The organism is Pseudovibrio denitrificans JCM 12308, assembly GCF_001310815.1.
Classification (GTDB): Bacteria; Pseudomonadota; Alphaproteobacteria; order Rhizobiales; family Stappiaceae; genus Pseudovibrio; species Pseudovibrio denitrificans.
This window is the reverse complement of the sequence record NZ_BAZK01000066.1, coordinates 1-1,577: the sequence shown is the minus strand read 5'-3', so window position 1 is coordinate 1,577 and position 1,577 is coordinate 1. Positions and strand designations below refer to the sequence as shown.

Below are 1,577 nucleotides of genomic sequence, written 5' to 3'. Positions count from 1 at the left end.
GCTTTCAGCTTGCGGCCAGATGCCTGGCCAGCCAGATGACGATCACGGGAGAATTTGGAAAACATAGTCAGCCCAACCATTAGAAACTGATTGAGGCTGTAGATTTATCCCGTTCCATTCAAGGGATTAAAAGACGCAGATTTAGCTCATTGCCGTGATACATGAACCGAACTTGTGTAAGCATTCTACAGAGTAATCTTTTCAACCTTTGCAAAGCGGCATTGCATGAAATAAAATCAGTGAATATTATAGGAATGAAGAAGAAATAGTCTGATATGCAAAATATATCACGATAAATAGGCAAGTATGCATTATCACATTTAACTTTGAAGCCTTCTATATTGCTCGCGGTAATATGAGTTTTGAGAGATCTACGCCTGTACTGCCATTTTAGGTGAGAGCTTGAAGGCATGTTTGGAAGTTTGTTGACTTCCCTCGAGTTGAACCTGAAAGTGTGTGCAAACTTCTTAGAGCCTGAAGTCATTTGCATAGAGCTCTCCAGGGGCTGTGTTTCTGATTGTGATCGTGTTTATGGTGTTGATCTGAATGAGGGTATTGCTATTTTCGTAGCACCGGACATGTTTGATGGAAAAGCAGATTTACTAATGCGTTACCCAACTATCTGGTCGATAGCTCTTCAGTATCTAAAAGTCCTCAATTATCCAGCTAAATGGTTAGACCAATCGCAAGGCCTACGAACTCTGCTCGTTCAGCGAACTGAAATGTCTGCTAGAAGTTGGAGATGTCTTGATTGAAGGGCAAAAGCGCTTTGAGCGGGTAAATCGCCCGATTGCTCTTAATCGCAAGAATAAACTCTTCACAGGCCATAACGCAGGCGTTGAGGACTACGCCATGCTGGCCAATCTCATTGAACTCGTAAGCTGAACAGCGTTAATCCGCATACCTATCTTGCCGATACTCCCACTAAAAATTACATGGCAACGAGCAGAGCAGACTCAAACAGCTTTTGCCATAGAATGACAAAAAACTGGTGTGAGCGAAACTAGGCTGTTGCCAATACGAAGATTAGACAAACTGGAAGTCGTCCTCATGCAGGTCTGTTGTCGTTACATTTTTTAGTGTGATTGATGTATTGGCATCAATGGTGATTACAGTATGGCCTCCACTAACATCAGCGGATGACAGAATAGCAGCAAAATTTGAGAAAAGATCGGAATCGACTTGGATTACATCATCTGTAGCAGCGCCAGCTGAGAAATCTGTGATGATGTCATTGCCAAAATCTGTCCCAGAAAAAACGAAGACGTCATTGCCATTATCACCCGTTATTACGTCATTACCTAAGCCACCAGAAAGCACATCATCAATTTTAAAGCCAATGATTTTGTCATCACCATCTGTTGGTTCTAAGGTCTTTCCTTGAACTTCTGAAGTATCCAAGATTGTCCCATCAAAGAACACAAACTGATTGATATGGTGCTTATTGGATGTGGCGCCGTCGTTGCCATAATCAAGGATCGTGATGGATCCATCTCCGACCTTCAGTCCGATGGTCAAATCATAATCAGAGCTGTTACCGCCAACATGGGCATTCCTAAAGGTCACATTGTCAACGG

2 protein-coding genes are annotated in these 1,577 nt (G+C 42.7%); one reads left to right on the top strand and one right to left on the bottom strand.

Going from position 1 to position 1,577, the window contains the following annotated elements; translation table 11 throughout:
• The first annotated feature begins 747 nt into the window (after positions 1-747).
• Entirely contained in the window at positions 748-885 is a 138-nt protein-coding gene (locus JCM12308_RS28465) for a hypothetical protein (protein ID WP_164845400.1), read from the top strand.
• A 141-nt stretch (positions 886-1,026) separates the two neighbouring features.
• Here JCM12308_RS28465 and JCM12308_RS27415 read toward each other — a convergent pair.
• Positions 1,027-1,577: calcium-binding protein (locus tag JCM12308_RS27415; RefSeq protein WP_280138435.1), on the bottom strand; the 551-nt coding region annotated here is incomplete at its 5' end.